The organism is Carnobacterium sp. CS13, from assembly GCF_016653495.1.
GTDB lineage: Bacteria > Bacillota > Bacilli > Lactobacillales > Carnobacteriaceae > Carnobacterium_A > Carnobacterium_A antarcticum.
On sequence record NZ_CP067364.1, the window covers coordinates 1604836 to 1627146 of the forward strand.

18 protein-coding genes are annotated in these 22311 nt (G+C 36.3%); 2 read left to right on the forward strand and 16 right to left on the reverse strand.

The window, feature by feature from the left end:
* Positions 1-130: 130 nt before the first annotated feature.
* The 12 genes from JHE06_RS07695 to JHE06_RS07750 form a co-directional block, all read right to left on the reverse strand.
* Positions 131-985 carry a MurR/RpiR family transcriptional regulator gene (locus tag JHE06_RS07695; protein ID WP_201088397.1) on the reverse strand — a complete coding sequence of 285 codons (855 nt, stop codon included), beginning with the start codon at positions 983-985 and terminating at the stop codon, positions 131-133.
* Between the two features lie 53 nt (positions 986-1038).
* Complete coding sequence (gene anmK / locus JHE06_RS07700) at positions 1039-2175, reverse strand: anhydro-N-acetylmuramic acid kinase AnmK (RefSeq protein ID WP_201088398.1); 1137 nt, start codon at positions 2173-2175, stop codon at positions 1039-1041.
* Position 2176: 1 nt separating this feature from the next.
* Complete coding sequence (locus tag JHE06_RS07705; RefSeq protein WP_201088399.1) at positions 2177-2506, reverse strand: PTS lactose/cellobiose transporter subunit IIA; 330 nt, start codon at positions 2504-2506, stop codon at positions 2177-2179.
* 3 nt (positions 2507-2509) lie between these two features.
* Complete coding sequence (locus JHE06_RS07710; RefSeq protein ID WP_201088400.1) at positions 2510-3610, reverse strand: DUF871 domain-containing protein; 1101 nt, start codon at positions 3608-3610, stop codon at positions 2510-2512.
* 26 nt (positions 3611-3636) lie between these two features.
* On the reverse strand, positions 3637-4806 hold the full coding sequence (locus JHE06_RS07715) for a GNAT family N-acetyltransferase (RefSeq protein WP_201088401.1): 1170 nt from the start codon (positions 4804-4806) through the stop codon (positions 3637-3639).
* Between the two features lie 51 nt (positions 4807-4857).
* Complete coding sequence (locus JHE06_RS07720; RefSeq protein ID WP_201088402.1) at positions 4858-5160, reverse strand: hypothetical protein; 303 nt, start codon at positions 5158-5160, stop codon at positions 4858-4860.
* Positions 5161-5237: 77 nt separating this feature from the next.
* A complete protein-coding gene (locus tag JHE06_RS07725) occupies positions 5238-6560 on the reverse strand; it encodes a PTS sugar transporter subunit IIC (protein ID WP_201088403.1) in 1323 nt (440 codons plus the stop codon).
* Between the two features lie 81 nt (positions 6561-6641).
* The gene (locus JHE06_RS07730) at positions 6642-6947 is read right to left on the reverse strand and encodes a PTS sugar transporter subunit IIB (protein ID WP_201088404.1); all 306 of its coding nucleotides are present in this window, start codon (positions 6945-6947) and stop codon (positions 6642-6644) included.
* Between the two features lie 874 nt (positions 6948-7821).
* Positions 7822-10167, reverse strand: coding sequence for a glycoside hydrolase family 65 protein (locus JHE06_RS07735; RefSeq protein ID WP_201088405.1), 2346 nt, complete (start codon positions 10165-10167; stop codon positions 7822-7824).
* 204 nt (positions 10168-10371) lie between these two features.
* Complete coding sequence (locus JHE06_RS07740; RefSeq protein WP_201088406.1) at positions 10372-11631, reverse strand: PTS sugar transporter subunit IIC; 1260 nt, start codon at positions 11629-11631, stop codon at positions 10372-10374.
* Between the two features lie 42 nt (positions 11632-11673).
* Positions 11674-12408 (reverse strand): glucosamine-6-phosphate deaminase, encoded by a 735-nt coding sequence (locus JHE06_RS07745; RefSeq protein WP_236253481.1) that lies wholly within the window; start codon positions 12406-12408, stop codon positions 11674-11676.
* A gap of 14 nt (positions 12409-12422) precedes the next feature.
* Entirely contained in the window at positions 12423-13742 is a 1320-nt protein-coding gene (locus tag JHE06_RS07750; protein ID WP_201088407.1) for a 6-phospho-beta-glucosidase, read from the reverse strand.
* A 174-nt stretch (positions 13743-13916) separates the two neighbouring features.
* Between JHE06_RS07750 and JHE06_RS07755 the strand changes: the two genes are divergently transcribed.
* Positions 13917-14675 carry a MurR/RpiR family transcriptional regulator gene (locus JHE06_RS07755; RefSeq protein ID WP_201088408.1) on the forward strand — a complete coding sequence of 253 codons (759 nt, stop codon included), beginning with the start codon at positions 13917-13919 and terminating at the stop codon, positions 14673-14675.
* A gap of 569 nt (positions 14676-15244) precedes the next feature.
* Here JHE06_RS07755 and JHE06_RS07760 read toward each other — a convergent pair.
* From JHE06_RS07760 to glpK, 4 genes are all read right to left on the reverse strand, one after another.
* Positions 15245-16060 carry an SGNH/GDSL hydrolase family protein gene (locus JHE06_RS07760; RefSeq protein WP_201088409.1) on the reverse strand — a complete coding sequence of 272 codons (816 nt, stop codon included), beginning with the start codon at positions 16058-16060 and terminating at the stop codon, positions 15245-15247.
* A 328-nt stretch (positions 16061-16388) separates the two neighbouring features.
* The gene (locus tag JHE06_RS07765) at positions 16389-17105 is read right to left on the reverse strand and encodes an MIP/aquaporin family protein (protein WP_201088410.1); all 717 of its coding nucleotides are present in this window, start codon (positions 17103-17105) and stop codon (positions 16389-16391) included.
* On the reverse strand, positions 17102-18940 hold the full coding sequence (gene glpO, locus JHE06_RS07770) for a type 1 glycerol-3-phosphate oxidase (RefSeq protein ID WP_201088411.1): 1839 nt from the start codon (positions 18938-18940) through the stop codon (positions 17102-17104). Before glpO ends, JHE06_RS07765 begins: the two co-directional genes overlap by 4 nt.
* Positions 18941-18957: 17 nt before the next feature.
* Positions 18958-20463: a glycerol kinase GlpK gene (gene glpK / locus JHE06_RS07775; protein ID WP_058918839.1), complete on the reverse strand. Its 1506-nt coding sequence runs from the start codon at positions 20461-20463 to the stop codon at positions 18958-18960.
* Between the two features lie 881 nt (positions 20464-21344).
* On the opposite strand from glpK, the gene JHE06_RS07780 reads away from it, so the two are divergent.
* Entirely contained in the window at positions 21345-22262 is a 918-nt protein-coding gene (locus tag JHE06_RS07780) for a nuclease-related domain-containing protein (RefSeq protein WP_201088412.1), read from the forward strand.
* The last annotated feature ends 49 nt before the right edge of the window (positions 22263-22311 follow it).

Sequence of the window (22311 nt, forward strand, 5' to 3'; positions counted from 1 at the left end):
TAGTTATTTCTAGCTTATACATCATAACCTAAATTGTATAGAATAAAAAAATAAACAATTTAAGCTAAAAAAGAATACCTAAGGATTGCTCTTCAGGTATTCATTAACTAATTCTATAAAATTATTAATCTTATGATTTTCTTTTATATTGATTCATTTCCTCACGAGACTGTTTCATTTTTTCAATGACATTCGTATAATCTTTAGTTGCATAAGCATAAAAAAGTACATCTACAGCAATAAATTGAGCATGCAAAGAACTAGAAACAAAGTTACTATCTGCATCAAGAATTTTTACCGTTTGTAAGGTGTAATCTGCTCTATTAGACAACATATTCTGACCAAACTGAGTTAGTCCAACAGTTTTTATATAATGCTTTTTTGCCATCTTAATAAGCTCAATAATTTCTCGTGTTTCACCAGAATTGGAGATACTAAAAAAAAGTGCATTTTTAGGAGCAGCTTCCAACATAGAAACTAACTGATGATCATCAGCTGGACAGATAAATACTTTCCCTATTTTACTCCATTTTTGAACCATATTTTCAGCAACCAACCGAGAAGTTCCTATACCATATACATAAACAATAGAAGCCATATCAATCAATTCAACCACGCGTTCAATATCAAATTCATTCATCAATGAAATTGTTTCTTCCATTGACTTAAAGGCATTTCCCAGTAATTTAGTTTTGATATCACTTATTTTCTCTTCAGCTTGTATTTCTGCATATCCTGATTCGTCTACAGAAACGATTTCAGCTGATAAGTTTACTTTTAATTTCGTAAATCCATTGACTCCAATTCGATTACATAATCGGATAACAGCTGTTGAATTCGATTCTGCCGCTATACCTAACTGTGAAGTTGTCATCTTAATAACTTCTTCTGGATGAATTAAAATATATTCTCCAATTTTTTTTTCTGAATTTGGCAGTTCACCAAGAACACTCCTGATCCTACCTAGTATATTGTTTCCGGTCATGCTGTTTCACCTCGTATAGTCAAAAGATACAGGAATTTCTAAAAGAAATCAATCTATTGATAATACGTTATTTTCCCGAGCATCACAGCTTTTGTTGCTCCTGTAGCGCTCGGAACATTGCTTGGCAAATGATGCAGCGTTTGGTTGGCCAGTATTGTCATCGCGATAGCTTCTTTTGCTTCAGAAGAAAAACCCATTTCTTCTTGAATCAGCACATTAGCTTCTGGTAGAGCTTCTTTGATCATCTGCACTAACGTATTGTTATAACTTCCCCCACCAGCGATAATTAAATCTGCTTCTTTATTGATAAAAGGTTTGCTGCTTTCAGCAATAGTGAGTGCTGTAAATCGAGTAGCAGTAGCAATGAAATCGTTTGGTTCAACCTTTTCTTTCCATTTCCCTACTAAAGAAGACGTATAGTCTACACCAAATTCCTCTCTCCCCGTTGTTTTAGGGGAGCTCTTTCTAATATATGGATGAGACATCATTTCGCTTAATAAAGGTTCGTTCACCGTTCCCGAGGAGGCATAACATCCATCTTTATCATATGCTTTTTGATAAAAAATTTGGCACAATTCATCAATCACCATATTGCCTGGTCCAGTATCAAATGCCACAACTTCTTCCATCCCAGCTCCGGCCGGAATGATCGTTATATTTCCAATTCCTCCGATATTCTGCAACAAACGTGTTCTAACTTCATCGCGGTATAAAACGAACTCAGAATAAGGAACAATCGGTGCCCCTTGTCCCTGTACAGCCATATCGCGTGTTCTAAAATCAGATACGACAGTTGATTGGGTTTCTTCAGCAATCACCGCTGATTCTCCAATTTGCAGTGTTGAGGCAATTTGATGATCTCCAGGAACCGGCAAATGATAAATCGTCTGTCCATGTGAAGCAACGAAATCCAATTGTTCCAAAGAAAGACCAGCCTTAGTACATACTGCTTTAACAGCTTCACTAAATACATAACCCAATTCAACATTTAAACTGCAAATTTTATCCACTGAAGAGTTTTCAATCGATAAAACTTCTTTGATTTTTTTGACAATCGTTTCTCCTAAGGGACAAGTGATGAATTCAATTAATTTCACCTTTGTATTGCTGCTGGTCCCTTGGATATCAACTAAAGCCGCATCTATCCCATCTAAAGACGTTCCCGACATGATTCCTACTGCATAAGCCATTTTACTGTCTCACTTTTTTAAAAGTATTTAGTTCTTTTTGCATCTCAATCATTTGCATGATCAATGTTTGTTCTGCCATGGAAGTCATCAATTGATCTTGTGCATGAATCAAGAGTAAACTGATTTTTATATCTTCTCCTCTAATTTCATCCTGTACCAATTTTGTTTGCGTATTATGAGCCAGGTTCATTTCTTTTTTACATTCTGCCATCAAGTGATCGCTTTCCTCATAATCTCCTGCACGAGCCTTTTCTAAAGCTTCATAAGCTAATGCTCGAGCATTTCCACCATGTCCGATAATTTCAAAAATAATGGTTTCTAGTTCTTCCATTTTTTATTCTCCTCTCTTACTTTTCAATTGAAATTGAAATTTCTGCCAAGGTTTAATATAATCCAATAAAAATCGTTCCTCTTCCACTATACGTCCAACTACGTTTGATTTGCCTGAATTTTTCATCGGCAGTAATGCAACTTGCAGTTCTCCAGCATAATGAGCATATAAAGAAGTCTCAATAATAATGTCTCCTCTTTTCATATCTGGTGTGTGGAATGGAGTAAATTCGTGTCCTTTGTATTTAACACGACTTTGAGTAGAGCGAATGACATAGTCCGATACATCCCCGCGATTAAAATGAAACTCTTCCAACACAATTTTTTCTTCAAGCTGAGGTATAGAATCTTCTAATTCACATGTCAACGTTAATTGATACGGATTGATTTCACTTAAAGCTTTTAATTCAGCTTCACTGGCAAAAGCGTTCGCAATGATCACATCATCGATAACTTCTGTCGCCCACAAGTGTTTAGCTTGTACGTCAATGGGCCATTCTCGGTGCATTTCAAGCGTACACAACCCTTCATCTACCGGCCATGGTCCAATATGCGCAGAAGGAGAGTTTACAAAAGCAGCAGTGACTAATCCTCTTTCCTTATACTGTTTACTCGTTTCAATAAAATGATCATAATTTAATCCCGTATAGCGATGCGGATAAAAATTATGGCAACCGATCAACTTATCTGAGTTCGCTTGATAGCTTAAAATATTGTCTAAATATTTTGTTCCGCTGCTGATATTTAATTCAATATTTAATCCTTGTGGGTTAAACGTCATAATGGATTCTTCATTCCCTGTGAATCCCATATCCAAACGAATACCGTCTGCTCCAATTTCTTTAAAGAACGTTAAATCTTTGTAACTAACACCCAGTTCACCAAAAACTTTCGGACTCACATCAGCTATAACTTCCATTCCTTTTTCTTTTGCATGAGTAATCACATCTGTAAAATCTTGTACAACCGCTTCTTTGTCTCCTTCTACAGACAATAGACAAGTAAATACTCGTTTAAAATTGTAGTGCGCTGCTAAATCAATGTAATCTTTGATTTCTGATACTGAACTATGATTTGGATAAACAGAAATACCTAATCTTCTCATTATATGAATTCCTCATTTCATTAGTTTTAAAAATGCCCATAGAATTGCGGCTGTTCTTTTGGTATCGCTTGATTCCAGTCTTTTAAAACTCGTTCACTGCCCTTTGCCTTTTCTTGTCCGCGGTACCAGTCCAGTTCATGGTAACCGGCTAAGTATGATGATAGACTGGAGATATCCATTTCTAAGCACTCTACTGATAAACTATTCTCTTTCAATTTTTTTACACCATTTGAATCAATTACATATATTCCTTGATTCCAAGGAGCGTAGGTATCAGTAACGTTCAAGTACAAGGTCTTCGTTCGATTCTTAAAAGGATAAACGGTTAGAAATTTTTCTACATCTACGATACGAATCATAATATCTTGGATGACTTCTTTTTTGAATTGAGGTTCACTCCATTGGCTTCCAAAAGATTGAAAAGCAGCCGCTTCGCCAATGACTTCGTCTAAGCTGGATCGATGAACTTCAATAAAGTTCCACAATACTCGCTCTGCTGCTAAGTTTAGCGTGATGCTATCCAACACTTCAAATGTTCGATCTTTTATGGCGTACCGCATAAACCCTTGTGGTTTTCCCAATTCATCTTTACTGATAACAAAGAAGGCTTCTGGTTCTCGTAGTTCTAATCGGCTCCACCAGTCGTCTGTGCGAATCATCATGCCATTTGTTTTGAGTGCATAAATGTGATAAATTTCTTTTACTAATTTTAATTGTTCGCGTCCTTCTGTATAGCTAAACCGGCTTATGCTGCCTACAGCTTTTTTATGGGTATTTAATTGTTCAGCAGATATATTATATTTCAGTTTGTCAAAAAAAAGATCCCAGCCAAAATGACGGTAGAACGAAACTGAAAAAGGCCCCAAAATAGAGACAATTTGTTCCTGCTGCTTCATTTCTTCTAAGGAGCGCATAACCAATTGTTTCATAATACCTGAGTTTCGGTACTCTGGATAAGTAGCTACAAAACTTATGCCTCCCATATGAAATTGTTTTCCATGAATGGTCATTTCTAATGGAAGCACCATTAACTGTCCAGCTAATTTAGTGCCGTCAAATGCTCCGATAGCTTTACTCACTTGGAACCAATGTAGAAAGTCTTCTAGCTTCTTACCACTGTAAGCATGCCGAAAGCAATAATTTCGAATGTGCACAACTTTATCTTTTTCATCGTCTTGTATGAGCCGGTAATCCAATAGAGTTGCCTCCTTATATTCGTTAATAACCTAAAAAGCTCCTACGTCCATTTATTTTTTATTCTTTTTGGGAAAGTGGCTGGCACGAATAACACCTTTTACTTGGTTCTTTTCCATCATAATTCGTCCAGTTTCAAAAAACATGATTGCGAATAAGCCTGATAAAATATACAACCCGTTCATAACTCCTGTTGGCAGATTTTCAAACAGTATGACCGGTATTAAAACGATTAAAAACGCTGAAAACCCGAAAACCCATCGATTGATAAACACTCCTTTTTTTTGTAAAAAACCAACTAATTTAACACCTGCTATTATAAATGCGATCAAAAACAGAATGATTCCAATTTTCAACTTTATGTCCTCCTTCACCTTCATCTGATAAGAAAGGACTGTTTAGTCAACACTAATCAGCCCTTTCACTTCTGTACCTATCCTGCAACTGTCTCTGTTTGCAGATCAGCTTTCTCCGACATCTCAGTATTTTCTTCTTCTATCATTTTCTTGTCATATACTTTAACGAATGGATAATAAATTAAAGCTGCAATCGTTATATTTATTAAAACCAATGCTGCTGCTTTCCAGTCATTTCCAGCAGATAAAAATGCTCCAATCGGTGCTGGTAATGTCCATGGCGCATTAACTGAAAATCCATTGATGATGCCTGATTTTACTGCAAAATAACTAATAGTAGTTGTTACTGATGGAGCTACAACAAAAGGAATAGCTAGAATTGGGTTCATCACGATTGGTGCCCCAAAAATCAACGGTTCGTTGATATTAAAAATAGACGGGATAATTGAAAAACGTCCTACTTGTTTTAGATAAGCAGATTTTGTAAATAAGAGTAAAATACATAAGGATAATGTTGCACCAGATCCGCCAACCCACACTAGCCATTGGTAAAATTGTTCTGGAGCAATGTAAGGCAATTCATTTCCCGGAGTACCACTAACTAGAGCTTGTCCATTTGCTTCCAGCATCACCAGCCACATGGGTCTGACAATTGAACCAATTACACTTACTCCATGAACACCTGCGGCCCATAATAACGTGATCAAAACAACCGGCAATAAGACACCTAATAAATTATTACCTAAAATGTTATTTAATGGTGAAAAGATATTGATTAAAATTTGGTTAATGTCAAAACCAAGCAATACTCGAATGATCCAAACAAAAACAATTACAAAAGTCCCTGGAATTAGAGCTTCGAAACTTCTTGCAACAGACTCTGGTACTTGTTCTGGCATCTTGATCATTAAATTTCTACTTTTGAAGAAACGTAATACTTCAACCGCAAAAATCATTGCCAAGATAGCAGAAAACATTCCTGATCCACCAAGATTTCCCATTGGAAGAACCCAGCCAATAGCATCCCCTTCAGGTAAAGAAGCATCAACGTTAACTGGAACCGTTAACATTAAAAAGGTGGCTAAAGATAAAACTCCCCCTGTAACGCCATCTAGTTTATAAGACTTTGATAAACTATAGCCCATTCCATATGCAGCATATAAAGACATTAATCCTGTCGTAATTCGAAAAGGTATAGCAATCTGAGCTGCATAAGGTGCGATCGCTTCTGCCCAAGATTCTATCGGCGGGTTCCCAATAACTAGGAAGAAACACCCAATAATAATAAGAGATAACGTAGAAATAACTCCATCGCGAATTGCTTTTAAATGCTTTTGCTCAGAAAGTTTAGCCAAGGGCGGCATAAACTTTGTTTCCAGCCAGTTCAAAAAATTCGTCATTTTATTTTCCTCCTTATAAGTGCACCATTCGTTAACCATTGTTTAAATGTATACCAACTAATTTATTTACTATAAAAAGCCTTACATATATTTTTTAATGGTCTCTAATGTTTTAGGAGCACCGATAGGAGTGTAGCCCATTGGTTCTATTTTTTCGATTGGCACACCAGCTGCATCTGCATAAGTTTTAAAAGCATCATAGCGGTGCTTTACTTGTGGAGCAACAAGCAATAAATCATATTGTCCGTTGCTTAATTCTTCTTCTATCTCACCTGTGCCTACAGCTCTAATTTCCAAATCTTCCCCTTGTTTATCTGCTTCTTTTTTTATTGCTTTAACGACAATTGTACTCGACATACCACCTGAACAAACCATTAATACGTTCATTTTATTTCCTCCTCTTATTGGTTTCTTATCTGATGCATTTTACTATTCTGTTATTAACAGTCTAACTAAAAAGGATACATGCTTTTTTTATTAATTTTAGGGCAACTTATTTATAAACTTGCTTTTAATATCAATCTATCAAGCCAAAACGAAACCGTTTACAAAACGTACAATACCTCCCTTTTATTTTTATGGTCGTCCTTGAGTTCGCTTATTACTTGTTGCGTTCACTTTAACTCAACTTTTTCTTATAGAAAATAATAGAACTACGAATAACTTACCCCAAAAACTATTTTATTTTTATTATGTATCCCCTTTCAAAACGAGTATAACTTAACCGGAATAAAATTTCAACCGTTTGTTACGAAAAATGAAATATTAATTCTCAACTCCAACAACTAATGTATAGATCTTATTTCACAACTCTTAACGATCCTTTTTATCAGAACAAATGCAAACAAGCATCAGCAACGTTTAATTGCTTATGCTTGTTCCATTGAAAATAGTTTACTCTCTTTCAGCAGTAAAAAACATTCAACACGCTACTCTACTTTCATTAATACAACATCCTCATTTTTTTTACTTGAGTTTTCGTATAAAAGCGTTTAGACTCGAATATTCTACCTCGCATACCGTATCCCTAAGCAGCTAAAGTTGCAAGGCTTGAGCAACTAGAACGAATAAGTGTATCATGTCTGTACATAGTTAAAGCTACAACAGCCATGACAAAGTGGACGTTGGGTCTGCTTTTTGGAACACGTTCTAGAATAAATATTCGGATATGCAAAAGAGGTTGGAACTTTGTCCCACCCTCTTATTTCAAACTATTTAAACTACATTATTCTGTTTTTCTAATTACCTCAACTCCAGTAAGCTACTGATTGCCCTTTTCTGAATCGGAAAAGAGCAAAACATCTTTAAGAAAATATTCCTTATTTTCGTGTTTAAAGAACAAGCTGTCTCCTGAAATCAGTTTATAAACTGTTGTATTTTCAGTCAACGTAATGTTTAACCATCGATCTTTGAAATGAATTTTGAAACTCAACTCCTGCCATTCTTTTGGCAGCCTAGGCGAAAACGTTAATTTATCTTCGTGTACCGCCATGCCTGCAAAGCCATACACCATACTCATCCACGTTCCGCCCATATTAGCAGCATGGATCCCATCTTTTGTATTTCCTTGTTGGTCAGAAAGATCCATCAATGCTGTATCCATAAAATAACTATAAGCTTTTTCTTTCTCTCCGATTTCACTGGCCATCATTCCAAAAACAGACTTTGACAAAGAAGAATCGTGAGTTGTAATGGCTTCATAATAATGGTAATCCCGGGTTTTTTGATCTTTAGATACTTGTCTAGAGTGCAACAATTGAGCTAAAACCACATCTGCTTGCTTATTGACTTGGTAACGATAAATAATGAGTGGATGATAATGTAATAATAAAGGGTAATTTTCTTTAGGTGTCTGTTCAAAATCCCACACTGTTTTCTCAAAAAAGGTATCGTCTTGTTTCGTTAAATTTTTTTCTTGATCAAATGGTAATTTCATTTTTTCAGCAGCTGCTTTCCAAAGTTGAATTTCACTATTACTAATAGTTAATTTTTTGACTATCTCTATTGTCTCTTCTTTTGATTCGCTTAACACTTCTTTAGCCAATTTGGCAGCAAACTCTAAATTCGTTTTAACCATCAGATTAGTGTAATAATTATTGTTAACAATAGCTGTATATTCATCTGGACCTGTTACTCCATTAATGCAAAAAGCATTCCCGTTTTCGGGAATATAATCTCCAAATTCTATCCAAAAACGAGCTGTTTCCACTAGTATTTCTAATCCTTCATGGTATCTAAAGTCTAGGTCATTTACAGCTTCTAAATACAATTTTACTCCATAAGCAATATCTGCATTAATATGAAACTGTGCTGTGCCTGCTGGATAATAGGCACTGCATTCTTCTCCATTGATGGTCCGCCAGGGAAACAACACTCCTTGTTTCACGCCTATTTCACGCGCACGCTTTCGCGCGTTTTCTAAAATAGAATAGCGGTACATCAGCAAAGACTTTGCAATATCTGGTTGGGTATAAACAAAAAAGGGCAGCATGTACATCTCTGTATCCCAAAAATAATGTCCTTCATATCCATCGCCAGTCAATCCTTTAGCCGGAATGTTGGTGAGTCCATCTCGGCCAGCAGATTGGTTCAAATGGAATAAATTGAACCGCAATCCTTTTTGCAGTACTTTATCGCCTTTGATTTGAATGTCGCTTTGTTCCCAAAAGGCTTGCATCGTTTTTGCCTGTTGTTCTTTAAATTTCTCATAACCTAGTTTTTCAACTTCTTGCATTGTTTTTCCTAATCTTTTAATCACTGTACTGTCTTGTTCAACTGCTGAATAAAAAGTACTATAGCCGGTAAACACTTCAATGGATTCAGTCTTTCCCTCTGTAACATTAAGGGTAAATTCATTTATAATGCGGTTATCGGTCGCTGTGCAGTGCAGGGTTTCATTAGATGAAGTGATGCTAACGATCTGCCCTGTTGCCAATCGCAGGTTGCTGACTTCAGTAGCAGCTACTAAAAATGCCTGGTTTTCTTCATACGTTAAGTGAGTATGGAAGTCGCGCTTTTCACGTTTAACTACTCGAGGATCATCTATTAAGTCTCCAACAATGGGAGAGACGGTTACATCACCATCCAAACAACTTTTAAAAATAATTTCTCCATTGAAATTTACTGGTGTTAGTGTATAAGAAACAGCTAGTATTTCAGGTATATCATAAGAAATGAATCGCTCAATCACCACATCGACTATTTTTCCATTCGAGGTTTTCCAAGTAAAGAAACGCTTAAGGATTCCTTCTTTCATATTTAAAACGCGTTTATGATTTAGTATAGTGCCTGCCTCTAAATGGAACCATTCTCCTTCAATCGAAAAGCTCATTTCTTTTCCATTAGGAACTTGACAAATCGTTTGTGTATTTTTAGCATACCCAAAGGCCGTTTCTCCATAAACAATCGGTGCAGATTCAAAAAAGCCATTCACGTAGCTTCCTTCATTCATAGTAAATTTTTTATTTAAATAACCTTCTTCTATACTGCCGCGCGTACCAATGTGCCCATTCCCTAAAGAAAAAAGAGTTTCATTATGAGCAATTAAATCTGGCTCAACCTTTTCTTCCCAAATCTCCCATTCTGTTCCTTTTAATAACTGATTCATTCACTCTCTCCTTTTTTATTCCTCACATTATTTAGACAATTAAAGTATCCATTATTTAAATTAATTTTATGCTTTTGCCTATTATGATAACGTTTTTAATAAAAACAACTCTTTCTCGTTCAAGAATGTTGTCAGACATCCTCTTTAAAGAGAAGGAGTTATTTTTTATCAATTAAAATTCCTAGAACACATTATCAAATACATCTAAATATTACTTACTTCAGCTATTGCTTCTTCTTCAGATTCTCCTTCTTCCAATAATAATTGTTTTTTCTCTGCCACCTTGAAAAATGGCATATAGATGAAATAAGAGGCTACAATAGACAGAACTGAAAAAATAGCTGCAGGTATATTTCCATTTGTAGCTAAATAAGCTCCAATAACTGGTGGCGTCGTCCAGGGAACTAAAAAGACGATTGCTCCAATAATTCCTAATTTTGTTAATATATAGGCAATAGTTCCTAAAATCATAGGTGTTAAGATAAAAGGAATCATTATAATAGGATTCATTACTATTGGGAATCCAAAGATTACCGGTTCATTTATAGCAAAAATAGCTGAGGGTAATGATAAACGACCTAGTGATTTATACGTTTTTGTTTTTGATCTCATCATATTTAAAACAAGACCAATAGTTGAACCAGTACCTCCAAGACACATAAATACAATCCAAAAACCATCAACCACAACATGAGGCAAAGGAGTACCTGCTTGAAAAGCAGCTGTATTTGCAGCTAGATTGCTTAAAAAAATTGGTGTAGCGATTCCAGCCAAAGCATGATCACCGTGAATACCAGCTGACCACAAGAGACAGACTAGAAGTGAATAAATAATCAAGCCCGGTACACTATCTAAGCCAAATACTAATGGTTGAAAAACAGTTTGAATAATCGCATTTAGATCTATCCCTATGATCACTCGAGCAATCCAGATAACAGTGATGATTACAAAAGCAGGAATCAAACTAATAAAAGATTGAGCAACAGCAGGTGGGACGCCTTCAGGCATTTTTATGGTTATATTATTACGAACAAAGAAACGATAAACTTCAACAGTAAACAAAGAAACAATAATAGCCGTGAACATTCCTACAGCTCCCAAAGAATCAATATCTAAAGTATTTTCTTTTGAAAGAGTTGCTAACAAAAATGCTACCAAGGTAATCACTGCATTAGAAATCGGCTCCACACCTAGTTGTTCTCCCATATAGTAACCAATTCCAATAGCTGATATCAATCCTAGCATTCCAAATGTTACATTTACAGGTGCATTTAATATCTCTGCATATGGAGAAATAAACTCCATCCATGCTTGTATTGGAAGATTGCCGATAATTAAGAAAAAGCTTCCAATAATGGTAAAAGGAATCGTTATTGAAAGCCCATTACGAATGGCAATCAAGCGCTTATTTTGACCAATTTTAAATAGAACGGGAACAATTTTATTTTCAAATACTTCTAACATATATTATCTCTCCTTTGAACAATTTAATGTTATAAAAGCTTTTTAAATATCAATTTGTAGCATTCCGTCTAGCACCACTGTACAGTTTTTATGAAGCTTCAATGCTGTTACTGGCCAATCTTTTGTTATTTCACTTTCTAATAGTTTCTTTATAGCTTCTTTTTTTGTTTCACCGCTTGCTTCAAGTATAAGATATTGAGATTCTAATATCTGTTTGATTCCCAATGTGATTCCTTGACTAATAGTTACATCTTGTTCAAAATATTTTTCTCCTACTTTTTGGGTTATTTCATTTAAATCTACGACATGAGCAAGACTTTCAAAACTAGTACCAGGTTCATTAAACCCTAAATGACCATTTACTCCTACTCCTAACAAAGATAATGTTATCCCTCCATGTTTTTTAATATACTCATTTGCTAAGTTACATTCTTCTTCTAAATCTTTAGACTTGGCGTTAAAAAAATGTATCTGTTCTTTAGGTATATTCGCAGGATCAAACAAATTCCTTTTCATATAAGATATACAACTTCCATCACTAGAATTATCCAATCCTACCCACTCATCCAATCCAATATAGTAAGCTTCACATAAGTTGATTTTTTTTTCATGATGAGCTTGTACTAGCAACTCCAATGTTCTTACAGGAGTATCGCCTCCAGCAAAACAATAAAGAGAATGAGGATTCTCTTTTAACACTTTAATAATTATTTCGCTTGCTGTCTGACTTAGTTCTTCATAATTTTTGGCTTTTATTAAGTTAAAAGGTTGCATCATCCGTCCTCCTTTCTTTACTTTTTTGATTTAAATTGAGGTAAAAAATCTTCATGCGCTTCAAGTAATTCATCTAACATATTTTTTGCATCTGTATCGCTGTTGACTAATGGATTAATAGTCATTGCCAGTAAAGCTGTATTGTAATCTCCAGTTACTGCAGCTTCTATAGCTGTCCTTTCAAATGACTTAATTTGTTGTACTAAGCCTTTAATTGAAATAGGTAGTTCTCCAGTGGTTAGTGGGATTGGTCCATGACTTGTTATTACACAATTCACCTCTACAGCCGAATTAGGATCAATGTCTAAAACAGCTCCATTATTTCGAGTATTGACTGTTTGAATGTCTCTTTTATCGTTATAAATAGAATTAATTAAATTACAGGCTGCTTCACTGTAATACGCTCCTCCTCTTTGTTCTAGTTCTTTTGGTTTTGTTGATAAGTTAGGATCTTTATATAACTTGAATAAATCCTTTTCTACTTTTTTTACTACTTCCGCTCTTGTTCCTTCATGTTCAAAAGATTTCTTTTGTTCTTCTAGCATCCTTGATGTTTGATAATAATACCTTAAATATCCAATTGGTATCATTCCAAGTTTTTTTAAAAATTCTGGCTCCCAACCAATTTCTTTAATATTTTTCAATCCAATAGATTCTTCTTGATGTACCATTTTTTCCATAACATCTTTAGTTACATCTTCGCCTCTCAAATAAATTTTTTTAGCGAAGACCATATGATTTAATCCAGTAAATTCAACAAAAATCTCATCTTTGTCAACTTTTAGTAATTCAGCTATGCCTTTTTCGATTCCAATGGGGCCATTACACAATCCAACCACTTTTTTTATATTGCTGTATCTTAATACTGCTTCCGTAATCATTCCTGCAGGATTAGTAAAGTTGATCAACCAAGCATCAGGACAAAGCCGTTCCATATCTGAACAAATGTCTAAAATAACTGGAACGGTTCTTAAGCCTTTGAATAATCCGCCCGGACCATTTGTTTCTTGCCCAATCGTATTGTATTTTAAAGGTATCTTTTCATCTTTTTCTCTAGCATCTAATTGTCCTACACGAAATTGAGTCGTAACAAAATCCGCATTTTTTAAAGCTTCTTCCCTATCGAAAGTCAAATGAATTTTGATAGGCAATTTGGCTTGTTCAACCATTCTTTTGGCAAGATCTCCAATGATATTTAATTTTTCTCGTCCTTTTTCTATATCTACTAGCCATATTTCATTAATTGGTAATTCATCATAACGATTAATGAATCCTTCAATTAATTCTGGAGTATAACTAGACCCCCCGCCTATCGTAACAATTTTTAATCCTTCCATAATATAACCTCCCATTAATGTAACGCTTTCATTTACAGTTTTATTATATGATAAAAAACAACGCTAAACTTAATTAATCGTTGTTTAGAACTTCATCTTGACTTTTGGAACCTGTTACATTACAGTAACAGGGCGTTCTACCTTTAATTTATAAAACTGAAAGGACTGATTAATATGTTGTTTTTAGACTATACTCCTGAATTAACTTCTCTTGACAGAGACATCTACAAATATATTTCTGCCCACTTGGAAAAAGTTGTTTACATGAGAATACGAGACTTAGCCGCTAACACACATACGAGCCCTACCAGTATCCTGCGTTTTTGCAGAAAGTTTGAATGTGAGGGTTTTTCAGAATTCCGTATCAAACTTAATCTGTATTTAAAAGAAAGCCGTACAGTGCCTCTTGAAGGAATAGATGAAATGGCCATGATCGACTTTATTAACAGAACGACTCAGCCTTTGTATCAAGAAAGAATAAAAGAAGCTGTAGACTTACTAAAAGATAAAGAATTGATTTTATTCTTAGGTTCAGGTTCTTCAAATATTATAGCTGCCTATGGTTCGCTCTATTTTTCTTCCATTTTTAATATCGCCTTAAGAATTGAAGATCCTGTAAACTTGCCCATTGATTATGTATCAAAAGGATTATCTGAAAAAATTTGTATCATTGCTTTATCTGTTTCAGGAGAAACTAACGAAATTATTAATTGTTTAAATCACCTAAACTTTACTAATAGTTCTATTATTTCAATTACAAACAGCTCTAAATCAACAATTTCTCAACTTTCTGATGTAAATATTCCGTATTATATTTCAAAGGAATATAATAAGCATGCAGATATTACTTCTCAGATACCAGCATTATATACTATAGAACTTTTAGCTAAAGAAGTTAGAAAAGTTCATAAAAAAATATCAAACAATAATTAGTGATAAGTACTACAATCAATAGTTTTCAACTTTCTCATAATCTCCAATTGTTTATTCTGAAAATATTAACTTTTTGATACTAATATAAACCTTGCAAGGAAATTTTTAGAATAAACCAAGGAATAGGTTTTTACAAAACTACATGTAATTAAAATCTAAGGCTAATAGTAAACCTTAATAAAATACACTCCTAAAACTAAGAAATTAATAGTTCATTAGTTTTAGGAGTGTATTTTATTTTACCAATGATTAATATTAGTATTGGAAAGTGATTTCAATCAAAAAAAACTTCTATTCCAGATTTATTAAAATTTGTTGTTTTATTTAAAGCTAGCTATAATTCTTATCCACAGAATATTTTTATACCTTTTATCTCATCGTTCCGTTAATTTAACTCACCTACAATGACGCAAATACCCTTGTAATGACTATAGAAATCAATAAGATTCTTCGTCATATTGATACAGACATTAATTCATTTAGTCAATAACCGAACTGTAAAATAATAAGTTTGCTTAAGCTTATTCATATTTACTATCTAACTTAATAACTTCCGTTTATTTCGTTCTTCAGTGCAGCATCCTCACCGGCATATCCAACCGGTCTTTCAAAAGTTTAAACCACATGTTGTAGCCTTCGCCATTTGGGTGAACATGATCAGACAAAACAGCTGCAGGCAGTATATTTTGATCGTCCATTTTAGCCAGCAATAAATGATATGTATCAATAAACGGCCACTGCTGCTCTTTGACGTACTCAGCAATCTCGACATTGTATTGCTCATACGTCACTTTTCCTTGTTCTAAAAACACATTATTATAAATGGTAGGGTTTGCGGTTTGTAAAATGACCAATGTATCCGGCAGCTGTTCACTGAAAGTATCCATGATCCATTGGATATCAGCTTTTGTTTGTTCTATATTATTTTGCGGATGACGGTTATTGTTAATCAAACACAATTCAAAAAGAATAATATCCGGTTTGTCCTTGATCACTGCCTCTACCTTATTCTTTGAAATTAAATCTGTTGTACTGTAGCCGCTGTACCCATGATTGATGACTCTGGCATTGATTCCATCCAACTCATTCAGACCGGTTTCTAATAAGCTGCCCCACACCGGCTGTTCTTCAGTAGCACCTTTTCCAAATGTTACACTACTCCCTAAAACAACGATGGTTGCTTCCCCATCTCTTTCCGTTACAAATCTTGCACGGTCTAGCAAACTTTCTTGTTTATATGTATCTGACAATTGATAATTTTTAGTCATTTGTGCCAACGTTTTATTCTCTTGAGAAATACTGAAAAAAAGAATAAAACCGGAGACTAACACAATAAACATTCCAACCTTTAAACCTTTTCGCTTTGAACTCCTTTTTAGTTTCATTTTAAAGAACCTCCAACTGTTATTCCAAGCAGTATACCACGTTTTCAAGTAGTAAAATAAGACGAAATTCCGACTATTTGGACAAGTGTATTTTTAAGCACTGTCTATTCTTAGTAGTTCTATCACTTTGGGTATTAAAGTATTCTACAACCTTGAAATTTTTGGAGGAGTAGTGGCTGCTTGTAGCCATGAAGCTTGAAAACCCGAAGGAAGTTTTCAATTCCTAAGAGTCACCAACACCATTTGTCAAATAACCTAAAAAAATAACCTCCTGTTTATACAAATACTAATCTGTATAAACAGGAGGTTATTCACTTATTATTAGAGATTAAACAATGACCATATAAAGCAATGCGGCGATAGCTCCGCCTATCATCGGTGCTACTACTGGAATCCATGAGTAACCCCAATCTGACGTTCCTTTGTTTGCGATCGGCAGAAATTGATGTGCGATACGCGGACCTAAGTCACGTGCAGGGTTGATCGCGTAGCCTGTTGATCCTCCTAGAGAAAGACCAATTGAAAGAATCAATACACCTACTACTAGAGGGTTTAGCCCATCAGTGAATGTGTTTTTTCCGAACATCATAAGTGCGAATACTAATACGAAAGTACCAATTACTTCAGACATCACGTTGCTAACAGTATCACGGATAGCAGGACCTGTTGCAAATGTTCCTAAGATAGCACCTTGGTCTTTTGTTTCTTTGAAATGTGGTAAGTACGTCAACCAAACTAGAACGGCTCCTAAAATACCTCCAAGTACTTGAGCAATAATAAACGGCACAACCAAAGCCCACTCAAAATTACCAATAATAGCCATTCCAAGAGTTACAGCGGGGTTTAAGTGAGCTGGTCCCATAGAACCTGAAACATATACTGCAATCGTTACAGCTGCTCCCCATCCAAGAGCAATGGCAACCCACCCTGCTCCTTCTGCTTTACTTTTTTTCATGTTAACGGCAGCACATACACCGTCACCCAATAAAACTAAAATCATTGTTCCTAAAAACTCACTAAAAATCTGTAATGTATCTCCAGTCATCTATTTCCATCTCCTTTTAAGTTTTTTAAATCAGACTCTGCAATAGCAGTCTCTAATTCTTTCCTGTAGCGAGCTTTTGCTTCTTCTGTCCAGTCATAGTAACGGGCCATTTCGGCAATCACTGGTTCAATTATAGCATTCAAAGTGTCGCGCATAAACAACATATGATTTGTACGTCGAATCAAGAAGTCGCTTGGTGTTAACGCCATCTCTTCATCCATAGCGTAATATAAGCTTAGCGTATCTGCTAAAGTCAGTCCTTCTACTTGTTCGACTTCATCTATCAACGCAAATACTTTAGGAGCATTTGAACCGTATAGATGAGCAAGGTAAAGCCCTGCTGAATCGCTGAGGCCTTTTTCAACACCCATTTGCGCTAATGTTTCTGTTTCTTCTTCGACTTCTTGCGGGTTGAGTTCTCCACCGGATACGGGGTATTTAGCAGAATCAATCAACTCATAAGATAAGTTGAAGTCGCTTTGCAGTATTTCGATGACGGCTTTCATTGCGCCAATCGCCATTTTGCGGTAGTCAGTTAATTTGCCGCCAGCTACGGTGATCAAGCCGTCTTCATCGATGTCTAACGCACTTCCACGTGAAATCGCTGAAGGGTTGGATTCTAATTCAGAGTTGCTGGTTTCGATATTTTTTAATGCGTCTTCTACTGTATAACGATCAACGTTGCCTTTTTGGTATTGTTCGATCGTAGAAATCACCTTTTCAAAGCTTTCGTCTGAGATTGGTTGGCTGTTTCCACCGTTGTAGTCAGAACCGCCATTTGAAGAGATCAATGGGCGTAATCCTGCCCAGCTCGATTCGATATCGTCAATGGTTATATTTGCTGAAGGGTAGCGAGTGTTAACGATATCTAAAAGGTAATCGACATCCTCTTGGTCAACCGTTGGATGTGCAAAATCGCCTTTGTAATCTGTGTCGGTTGTTCCAAAATACGTTTTTTCTTCACGCGGAATCACAAAAACCATCCGGCCATCATTTTTACCTGTATCAAAGTAAGTTGGTTGCGGCACATATAATTTTTTGTTGTCGACTACCAAATGAACCCCTTTTGTGGGGCGCATTTGGGGAACAGCATCTAATTTAGCATCCATTTGACGAATGGTGTCAGACCATGGACCCGTTGTATTTAAGACAACGCGTGCTTTGATCGCAAATGTTTCACCGGTCAATAAGTCTTCCACTTCTGCTCCAGAAACTTTGTCATTTTCATCGTGTAAAATGCCAACAACTTTGACCCGACTAACCATGTGTCCACCGTCTGCAGCAGCACGTTTAATGTTTTCAATCACCAAGCGGCTGTCGTTATTGCGGTAGTCCAGGTAGACTCCAGCACCTAGTAAGCCTTCGCTTTTCAGCTGCGGTTCGCGTTCTAGGACTTCCTCTTTTGTCAACGTGTAGTTTGCGTATTTTGTTCCGGTAACGTCTGCTAATCGATCATAGAGATCCATTGCGATTTTCAAGGAAAACATCGAAAACGTTGAACCGGGTTCATCATAAATCGGCAAAATCATTGGGTCTGCTTTTGGAATATGAGGTGCGATCCCTTGTACGACAGCACGCTCTTGAACCGTATCCGCTACAACTTCAACATCGAAGTTTTTCAAGTAGCGTAATCCGCCATGAACCAATTTGGTCGAGCGAGAAGAAGTTCCTTCTGCAAAGTCCTGCATCTCGACAAGTCCTGTTTTAAGACCAGAAGCGCTGGCTTGTAAAGCCGTTCCAGCGCCTGTGATCCCTCCACCGATAATTAAGACATCCAATGTTTCTTCTTTTAATGCTTTGATATCCTGCTTTCTTCGTTTAATGGAAAAAACCATATTTTTCGTGCCTCCTTTTACGCTTCCGGCTTAAAGACTTGTGTAGCTTTGACTGCTAATTTCCAGTTTTTGTATAATTTTTCGCGTTCTGCTTCTGGCATTTGCGGTTCAAAGATAGCCCCTTGTTCGTACATGTCTTGAATTTCATCCATACTTTCCCAGAATCCAACAGCTAAACCAGCTAAGTAAGCTGCTCCTAAAGCAGTGGTTTCTAAGTTGTGTGCACGTTGGACTTTAGTACCTAAAATGTCTGCTTGGAATTGCAATAACCAATCGTTATTTGCGGCTCCGCCATCTACTTTCAATAATGGAATGTCGATGCCAGCATCTTTGTTCATGGTATCTACAACGTCACGTGATTGGTAAGCAATGGATTGTAAAGTAGCTTTAACAAAGTCTTCTTTCGTTGTACCGCGAGTTAATCCAAAAACAGATCCTCGTGCATCTGAATCCCAGTAAGGTGCACCAAGTCCAGTAAAAGCCGGCACAACGAAAACTTCATTTTCACTTGTAGAAGCTTTAGCTAGAGCTTCTGATTCAGGTGAGTTTTCAATCATTTTTAATCCGTCACGCAACCATTGAATAGCGGATCCAGCTACAAAAATACTTCCTTCTAAAGCATAGTAAATTTTGCCGTTAATGCCGTAGCCAATTGTTGTTAACAAGTTGTTTTCTGATAATTGCGGTGTTTCGCCTGTGTTCATCACGATAAATGAACCCGTTCCGTAAGTGTTTTTCACCATTCCTGGTTCGAAAGCCATTTGGCCAAATAAAGCGGCTTGTTGGTCTCCAGCCATCCCTGAGATAGGCGTGTTAGCACCGTAGAAATGGTAGTTCGTTGTGTTGCCGTAAACTTCTGAGTTGGATTTTACTTCCGGCATCATCGCGCGCGGAATATTCAATAAATCTAATATATCTTGATCCCATTCTAAATCATGAATGTTGTACAACATTGTCCGGCTGGCATTTGAATAGTCGGTAACGAATGATTCGCCGCCCGTTAATTTCCAGACTAACCATGTGTCGACTGTTCCAAATAGCAATTCACCTTTTTCAGCGCGTTCTTGAGCGCCTTCTACGTGGTCAAGGATCCAGCGGATTTTAGTAGCTGAGAAATACGAGTCAATGACCAAACCGGTTTTTTCGTGGATCATTTCCGAGTGTCCAGCTTCTTGTAATTCCATTGCAATTGGTGCAGATTGGCGTGATTGCCATACGACCGCGTTGTAAATCGGGCGTCCTGTTTTTTTATCCCAAATGATGGTTGTTTCACGTTGGTTCGTGATACCAATTGCAGCGATTTCTTCTGGTTTGACACCGGATTCAATAAAGGCCCCAGCAATTACAGATTGTACCGAATTCCAAATTTCATTCGGATTGTGTTCTACCCATCCGCTTTGTGGGAAAATTTGAGTAAACTCTTTTTGTGAGCTCCCAATGGTGTTTGTTTTTTTATCGTAAATAATTGCTCTCGAGCTGGTCGTTCCTTGGTCAATTGCCATAATGTATTTTTTCTCTGTCATGTTATTTTCCTCCTTATGTTTGAAAACGATTTCTTAATACGTTTATTGTAACCGTTTTTCCCGATGATAAAATGTCATCTTTTTTAGACTTTCGAAATTTTTTGAAAGGTTTTTACATTTTGTACTTTTCGGCGGTAGCCGAAAAGGTCTGACTTGATGGGGAAAGTCTGTTGCGTGCCCTAACTAAGATGCAGCAACGGACTTAGGGCACGGTAAAATTCTTTCCGTGACTTAACTGGTTATGATTCCTCTTCCTATGTCACGCAAAACCTATTTAAGTGCCTTAACGAGTAATAGGTCCTCTCTTTAGGTCACGCAAATCAAATTTTCGAGAGATTTTCAAGTCAGACCATTACGTGCCCTAACTAAGATGCAGCAATGGACTTCGGGCACGGTAAACTTCTTCCCGTGACTTAACTGGTTATGATTCCTCTTCTTAGGTCACGCAAAACCTATTTAAGTGCCTTAACAAGTAATAAATCCTCTCTTTAGGTTACGCAAATCAAATTTTTAAAGCATTTCAATGCGGTACATTTCGGGTGTGACCGAAATGCTCTGACTTGAGCCGTTAAAGTTCGTTACGTGCCCTAACTAAGATGCAGCAACGGACTTAGGGCAGGGTAAACTTCTTTTCGTGATCTAATAGGTTATGATTCCTCTTCTTAGGTCACGCAAAACCTATTTAAGTGCTTAACAAGTAATAGATCCTCTCTTTAGGTTACGCAAATCAAATTTTCGAGAGATTTTCAATGCGGTGTATTTCGGGTGTGACCGAAATGATCTGACTTGATACCGATAAAGTCCATTTGATAAATAAAGTTACATTTTTAGAAATAAAAAAGTGGTTTTTGCGAACATTTAGATAGAAAGGAGAGTGCAAAATGATATATAAAAAACGTAAAAAGTCTGACAAATTACTTATGCTGGAGTATTTGAAAAATCGAATTAAGTTTTCTCAAGAAAACTGGAATGAGTACCAGAACCAAGTAAAAGGTTATCCAGGTGAGTGTCACTTAGATACACTGACAGTTGAATTAACCGACGATTGCCTCATTTTGAATGATTTACCACTAGCAATCGGCAGCACTCAATTTCAAATTGATGCATTGATCATCACTGCGCAAGAAATCATACTGTATGAGGTAAAAAATTATGGAGGGGAATATATCTATAAAGATGGATTTCTTGTATCTATCTCATCTGGAAATTCCTTCCATAGCCCTACAGAAAGAATTAACCGGAATACTTCTTTACTGCAAAGCTTACTGGAAACCCTTCAAATAACAATGCCCATTAGACCCTTTGTTGCATTTGTGCATCCTGAGTTTATGTTATACGACGTAGAAAACATGCAAAAAGTTTTGGTGCGCGCAACTTTTCCAAAGCATTTCAGAAAATTAACTGCACAGTTAGAACCTCTTTCTGCAAAACACTTTCTCCTCGCTAAAACATTATGCGAACTATCTGCTCAAACAAAGCCCTATTTAAATGGCGTTCCGGAATATACTTATGAGGAATGTAAAAAAGGCATCATCTGCTCAGAATGCGAGCGATTCATCCCAGGGATTAAACACAAAAATAAATTTTATAGATGTAAAATATGTGGTCATAATGAACGTGTTTCAACGATCATTTTAAGGCACGTATTGGAATTCAAATGCTTGTTTCCAGATAGAAAACTGACTGTACCAACTATCTACGATTGGTGTGGCGGATTGTGTTCTGAGAAGAGAATTCGTTCTGCCTTGCAAAAGGAATACGTGCTAATTGATACAGGAAGAGCTTCGTATTATGTATAACCAAAAAATAACCATCCCAAGCGGTTATCGCTTTTAGATGGTTATTTTT